This is a genomic window from Caballeronia sp. NCF2, assembly GCF_023631205.1.
Lineage (GTDB): Bacteria > Pseudomonadota > Gammaproteobacteria > Burkholderiales > Burkholderiaceae > Caballeronia > Caballeronia zhejiangensis.
On sequence record NZ_JALQDN010000104.1, the window covers coordinates 1 to 7,104 of the forward strand.

Sequence of the window (7,104 nt, forward strand, 5' to 3'; positions counted from 1 at the left end):
ACGGCTGATCACCACGCAGATACAGGGTGGGGAATTTTACTCCGACAGTTTTGGGGAAACTAAGTCCGACGTTGACAGTTGAGCAGCCTCGAGCAGGACGTCCATCTTGAACTCCATCGGCACCACACGCGCGCGACCGCCCTTTGTGCCGTGGACGACGCTGAGTTTTCCGTCTCTACGGACTGCATCTTTAGGCCGCAGCAGAAGACTCTCTTCGACCCGTAGACCGAAGGCCGCCTGCAGCTTCATTTGCACCGCGACCACGGGCTCGGTCTTCGCGATTTCTTCGATAATGGAAACGGCATCGATCCCTTTGCCTTCCCATGACTTGTCCTCGGTCGCCACAGACGTGCGCCGAAAGTCGTGCGTGGCTGGATCAATGTACTCCGACATCTTTTTGACAAGGTTCCGCTTGTTGATCCAGTTCGAGAACGCGCGGAAGTACGTCAACTTGTTCTCGATGGTCCCTGGACTCTGGCCGTCCTTGTGCCACAGGGCCACCAGCCCCTCGATGTGCTTTTCCTTGAGCGCATACGGTGTTTGTATCGCGTAGCCGATCTGGCGAAGCTCAACAAACGAACGGCAAAGCTTTTGCAGTCGGGGTTCCTGTGTCCCGACCGATATCGGCTTATTGCTAACACGGGTACGGCTGTGAACACGATTGACGTTTGGAGTGAAGATCTTCTCAAGTGCATCCCGGAACGCGGGGGGAAGTTCGGGATAGCCCGCAACGATGCCTTTCACATAGACGGTTACTGTCATTCGGATGCTCCTTCCTCGTTCGTTGATCGCCGCTTTTCCGACACCGAGTACATTGCTCGGCCCCTCTCAAATGCCATTTCCAACTGGCATGACCGCGGGAACCCATTCGTGGCTCCGCCACCCGCGCACGTGCAAGAAATCCATCCAGCTATCGCCGCATGCCGGAGTGCTCTTCGTCTGGATCGCGTATCGTCGAAACCGTAGGTAATCGACAGCCGCCATAGAGACCACGCAACTTCAGCCTCGAAGGCGTGATCTACCAGCGTGAAAATTCGGCGTCGTTGGCTGTGCTTCGGGGCAGTTGAAAAGTGCTGTGTCTGTGTTCCATTCGCATGGCCTTCGTCTTTGCAGCGCCTCAGTGCTACGGTGGCGAAGTTAGATACATGTTCTGCCCTAGGCGTCCACGCACACAGCAATCGCGTCAGCGCATCAGCGCCTGACGTGTCGATCATCTCAGCGCACATCAGCGCTCGCATTGGTGCGGTACCGGTCCAGCTCATAAGACGCAATGGCCATGTAATTCGAGACGAGTCCCGCTCCTGAAACGTCATTTTTTTGCGGCTTTAGCAAGCGCGTTCTCCTTTCTGAGACGAGTCAACAACCGTGCTCATCTACGCGCGGTGCCTCCTGTGCAACCGCGCCGCATACCTCGGGAGCCTATCCCCGGGTCTTGCCGCACAGCCGCTGCGTAGCCCCGCCGGGTCCTGCCTTCCTGTCCTTTAGCGATTCCATTCGATAGCCCCGCACGTGGAAGAAACGTGCATCGACCTCCGTACTGCTGCGTGCTGCCAGTCGTCACGCTTCGCGTGTTGACTGCCGCCGATTTGCTGCCGGAGTACTTCCAACGCGGGCCCGCTTCGCGGAGCCTCTCGTCGTTGTGTATCTCCTGCTGCTCCCAGCAGTCGAACCGCATACAACTAGCTGTGCGATTCGGCTTTGCCGCTGCCACGGCTACCGCGCCGGCCCTAGACGCGCTGTTGCGCGCCGGTGTGCCCCGTCTTTGCGACGCACGACCTCAGCCAAGTGCTCGGTAATCTTTTTGCGCTGCTTTTTTCCGGGTGCGCCGCCCGTTCGTCTTCCGTACAGGGAGCAGCTTGCCGCTGGTCCCCCATCCCAAAGCGCGTTCACTCGGTCGCGGTGTGTCGGACCTCATGCAACGTACCCAGCGTCGTGTGCTGTAAGGATGCGTCCATCCTCCTTGAGCTGGAAAAAGAGCACCCACGGACGAGTGTCCGCGCGCTCCCAATCCGTCTCATCTCGGACACTCGGGCAAAACCGCCCGCAAACCCAATGGATATCGCGTGTCCAGCGTCCTCACTTTGGGTCGCTTTGAACTTGATTAGATTAAGAAAAAGGCGGGTTCATTTTGCGGCCGTGACAGAGGGGGTTTTCGCTAGGCAAAGCGGTCCCCTCGATGGTCCTGTTCAGGAGGGTCGATGCGCATGCGCGCGGTTGGTGATTAGAAGAATACCGTCGCCGCGACTATGCGAAGAGTTAAAAGCCGCCTAAATGTAGCGAGCTTTTGCTTCCTTGACATTGCGCTGCGATCTGTAGAGTTGGACAGGCGTAACGGCGACTTTTCTCACCGCCTTCGCTCCGATAACTGACAGATTGGCGCCGTTCTAGCGTGCCGATTAACTATCTCACCGATTAGGTGAAGATAACTGATCGTTATCCGGACGTTCGGAGAAAAGGAGCCGTCACCGCTGCCCGTCTGCCACTTCTCGGTCAGATAACGGGCAGATAAGTGCACCTATCGAAAAACTCTGGAGAGAGAATGAAAACGCATGCATCCGTCCTAGCCGTCGACGTCGGATATGGAAACACTAAAGTCGCTGTCCGCAACGGCTCGGAAGTCTCAACGTTCATGTTCCCGTCGCTGACTCCGGATTATCAGGCCCGAACCATGACCAAGCAAAGCAACGGCGTGTTGAGGGCAATCAGGACCGTTGGAATCGAAGTGAACGGCAAGCAGTACGAGGTGGGACCAGAAGTGCCGCTGACCTCTCGCAACGGAGATCCCGGGCGCACCCTCGTCGGTAACTACTGCACTACGGATAGCTATGAAGCTCTCCTCGGTGGAGCGTTCCACTTCGCCAACGTGTCGTCGGTCGACAGGCTTGTGCTCGGACTGCCCGTTCAGACATTTCAACAACACGCCGAGGCGTTGCGCAGTAAGTTTTCGGGAACTCTGCAGTTCGGCGATGAGGAAGTTCGCGTCGGAAACTTGATGGTGCTGCCGCAACCGTTGGGCGCTCTGGTTCACTTTTCCCAACACCCCGACTTCAACCCGTCGCAGCGCAATATGATCATCGATGTCGGCTACTACACGACCGACTGGGTCGTCGCCAAGGGGCTTACGATGGAGGAGCGTCGTAGTGGCGGACACCAGAGCGGCGCATCGCATTTCTTCCAGAAGATGGCGGAGCTGATCGGTGCAGCGACAAAAGAGTCGGCCCTAGCGATTGAAGAAATCGACGAAGCCGTTCGTGAAGGCGCGCCCTACTACGTGTTCAACGAAGAGATCAACCTTGACCACTACGCTGCACAGGCTCAGTCCGTCCCGGAAGCAGCGGTCAATGCGATCGGCAACTCCGTCGGTTCCACCAACGACATCCGCTGCATTTTCCTTACCGGCGGCGGTGCGGCGCTTTACGAGCCCGCTATCCGCGCGTTCTTTCCCCGCAACCGCATCGAAGTCATGAAGAACGCGTGCTTCTCGAACGTCCGTGGGTTCTTTGCGGCCGGCGAGGCCACACAGATGCGCGAGCGCGATAAGAAGCGGAAGGAGGCTATGACCGCATGACAGGGACTATCGAGATCAAGGTGACAGTCAGCGAAGTTGTCACGCCCTCTTTGTTTGCTGCGTTAATGGAGGTCTCGAACCCTAGATAACGAGCTGCGCTGCTCAAACGTCTTGCGGACGACCTCTTCGCGGCAGGGAAAACGTGGGTCTTGCCTATAGCGCCCAACAAGGGCGGACCATCGCGCAGCAAACAGCGGTTTCCGACAGCGGAACGCTGCCTGCCCAAACGCAAATGAAGCCCGCGTCGGTTGTGGACAAAAGGCCGCAGACGCTTGCCGATAGCAAGGAGGCGCCGTCTGAGACTAGCGACGATGCGCATCTGAACTATCTAGCAGACAGCCTGTCGGCTTTTGCATAAGTTTCTGTCAGGGGGGGCGGGGGGCATTGTCTCGCCGCCCGCCAGTGTCGCCACCCCGCGCCTTGACTATGAACGTGTCGTGGCATCATTGCTCATAAGGCCGGGCAAGCGGTCGGAAAGTCCCTGAGAAAGCGAAATGACAATACTCGATACCTTCATGCAGTTCGATTGGACGCGCGCCGTTCGTGTCTGGATCTTAGTAGCAGCCGGGTTAGCTGCGTGGGAGTCGGCTTACCTGTTACGTCGTGCCGTCTTTCTACCACGCGAAGGTGCCGACGATGCTCGATAAGTTCATGACATTACCCCTAGTCGCCCGTCGCGCCGTCACTGCGATCACACTTTTTTTCGTTGCCTGCGTCGCAGCTCGCCTGCCGGATACACCATTTTGTAACTGGATCTTCGGGCTCTCTCTCGTCGGCTCCTTTTGGGCCAGCGGCGTGTGTAGATTGTCAATTAGGATGGCAGCCAGAACGACAATTACCTTGGCCGGTTGACGGGGTAGTTGTCGCTGCTCAGATCGGCATAGTTGTCGCTCCTTCCGATTCGCGGTGGGGTAATTGACGCCGCCGCGCGCGCTTGTTGTCGTCGGCATTGCGACGCCGGTAGCTTTCTACGTTTAGCTCGAAGATCGTCGAGTGATGGACCAGTCGGTCGATGGCGGCGACCGTCATTGAGGGATCGGGGAAGACATCATTCCAGCCAGAGAACGCGGTGTTGGCCGTGATGAGAAGGCTTCGACGCTCGTATCTTTCTGCGATCAATTCGAACAGCACGCTCGTTTCGGCTTGGTCCTTTCTTACGTACGACAGGTCGTCCAGGATGATCAGATCGAAGTGATCGAGCTTCCCGAGCATCGATGGCAACTGCAGGCTTTGGCGTGCCGCCTGCAGCTTCTGCACGATTTCGCCGGTGCGAGTGAACAGCACACGGTATCCAGCGTCGATCAGCGCATGACCAATGCCGGAGCCTAAATGGCTCTTCCCGGCACCCGGTGGCCCAAACAGTAGGATCGTGGCGCCTTTCTCGAGCCACGAGTCGCCGCTCGCAAGCGCCATTACATGTGCTTTTGACACCATCGGTACCAAGCCGAAATCGAAGGCTTCGAGCGTCTTGCTTGGATCCAAACGCGATTCGACGCGATGCCGCTCGATGCGCCGTTTCGCGCGCTCGGCCAGTTCGTGCTCGAGCAGCGCGCCGAGCAGGCGCGTCGATGGCCAGCCTTCCTTATCGGAGCGCTCAGTGAACTCAGCCCATAGCCGCGCGATCGTCGGCAGGCGCAGCTCGGTGAGCATCAGCCCCATACGGGCGCCATCGTAGATTGCGGGCGCGTTCATACCGATGCCTCCTCGTCAAGCAGCGTGTCGTAGAGAGCTGCCGTCGGCATGTCGATAGCCACCTCTGGGCATTGCGGCTGCCGCGGCGCGAATTCATCCTGTAGTTGCTCGAGATCGGGCAGCTCGCCGACGGCGAGCAAGGCCTCGAGCCGCCCAGCAAGAACGGCCTCGACCCCGTGATTTGCGGCCAGTTCGAGTAAGCCGACCATGGTCTTGCAGGCTTCGCGCTGCGTGAGCCCCGCCTCGAGCCGCTCCCACGTCCGGCGGTACGCCTCGCGCGGGAACAGGTCGTCGCGAAACGCCAGCCCCTTGAAGGCCTGGGGCTTGCGTTTGAGCGCCTCAATGAAGTGCCGGTAGTCGAGCTTGCGACGGCGGCTATTGGCCGCATGCGAGCCGCGTGCTGTGTTGTGCACGAGTGCGCCGGACAGATAGCAGTCGAGATGATCGGCATAGAGGCGCACCTTTAGACGGTGGCCAATAAGCCGCGACGGCGCGCTGTAGAGAATGCCCCGCACGGTAAAGGTGCCACAGCGTGTCACGCGTGCTTCTTCTTCGATGAAGTCGGTCGTGCGATGCGCGGGCAGATCGCGCAAATGTTCGCGCTCAGCGTTGAACGCCGCTGCGTTGCGACGGTTACGGCGCATGACGACGTCGCGAACAAACGCCTCATACGCAGCACGATCGTCAAAGTCGCGATGGCCACGCAGCATCAGCGCCTGGTCGATCGCTTCTTTTAGATGGCGGTGCGAGGATTCCACACTACCGTTCTCATGGGCTACGCCGACGTTATTGCGCGTGCCGGCCATGCCGTAATGCACCAGCAGTGCGTCATAGTGCGCCGTGAAATCCTCTTCAGTCTGCAAATTCTTGAACGCTGCTGATAGGCTGTCGGTGCGATGCTCATGCGGGCAGCCGCCAGCCTGCCACAGCGCGTTTTGCAAACCGGTGGAGAGAGCTTCGAAGCTCTCTCCTCCTTCGACGACATAGGCGTATTCCCAGTGCGAGAACGCGAGCACGAAGTGATAGAGCCGGTGATCGAGGGCCGCGCCGGCGACCGTCACGCGCAGATCGCGCATGTCGGTGAAGTCGGAGAGCCCCTGCACGCCGGGCAAGTGCTGCTGCGGGAAGAAGATCTCCTTGCCAGGGCCCTCGAGTGCGCGCCATTGGCTGACGCGCCGCTCAAGCGTACGCCGCATGCTGTCAGGGAAGAGGCCAGGATGCGCCTCCTGCAGCTTGCACAGCAACGTGATGGCCTTAAGCCCGGGGGCGTGCCGCAGCAATGGCACGACTTCGCTGTCCCAGACTTCCGCGAACGGATCGTGACGCGTACGCCACGCGCGCGGTGGCTTCTGCGACGGCAGACGGCCGTCATGCTCAATGCGCCGTGCCGTGCGAACGCTCATGCCCGCCATCGCCGCGGCAACTTCCTGAGTGTGATGTTTGCGCTTGCTCATATAGAGTCGGACCTGCTGGTCCGTCACGTAGGTTCCAGGCATGGCTGTCCGCTTCTTGTTCGACGCGATCAGCCATCGTAAAACCCCGCTACTCCGGCGCCGCCGGTAGTTCGTCGTCTCCGGCGGCTACGCCGCCTTCGACTCCTCACCACCGGTCAAGGTAACTGTCGAAGGACCGGCCAAGATAATTGTCGTTCTCTAGGCGTGATGGTTCCGGCGATTAAGGTCGTGCTCTATGTGTTCAAAGTTGCCCTGAAAATTAAGGCTATTTCATGGTGAGCACCGACGCTCTGGACAAAAAAAACCCGGCGTTTGAACTGACCCCGCAAAGTTGGACAGTTTTGGGCTAGGCCGCTAAGGGCTGAGTTCTGTACATCACAGGACTCAGCC

General features: G+C 59.0%; 4 protein-coding genes. 1 reads left to right on the forward strand and 3 read right to left on the reverse strand.

Annotation, left to right across the window (positions count from 1 at the left end):
* Nucleotides 1-36 precede the first annotated feature (36 nt).
* On the reverse strand, nucleotides 37-762 hold the full coding sequence (locus tag NCS02_RS35950) for an integrase domain-containing protein (RefSeq protein ID WP_250520324.1): 726 nt from the start codon (nucleotides 760-762) through the stop codon (nucleotides 37-39).
* Nucleotides 763-2,539: 1,777 nt separating this feature from the next.
* Between NCS02_RS35950 and NCS02_RS35955 the strand changes: the two genes are divergently transcribed.
* The gene (locus NCS02_RS35955; RefSeq protein ID WP_250520323.1) at nucleotides 2,540-3,568 is read left to right on the forward strand and encodes a PRTRC system protein D; all 1,029 of its coding nucleotides are present in this window, start codon (nucleotides 2,540-2,542) and stop codon (nucleotides 3,566-3,568) included.
* 870 nt (nucleotides 3,569-4,438) lie between these two features.
* On the opposite strand, the gene istB is transcribed toward NCS02_RS35955, so the two are convergent.
* Nucleotides 4,439-5,260 carry an IS21-like element helper ATPase IstB gene (istB, locus tag NCS02_RS35960; protein WP_250519223.1) on the reverse strand — a complete coding sequence of 274 codons (822 nt, stop codon included), beginning with the start codon at nucleotides 5,258-5,260 and terminating at the stop codon, nucleotides 4,439-4,441.
* Nucleotides 5,257-6,756, reverse strand: a complete 1,500-nt coding sequence (istA, locus tag NCS02_RS35965) for an IS21 family transposase (RefSeq protein ID WP_250519224.1) — start codon at nucleotides 6,754-6,756, stop codon at nucleotides 5,257-5,259. Before istA ends, istB begins: the two co-directional genes overlap by 4 nt.
* Between the last annotated feature and the right edge of the window lie 348 nt (nucleotides 6,757-7,104).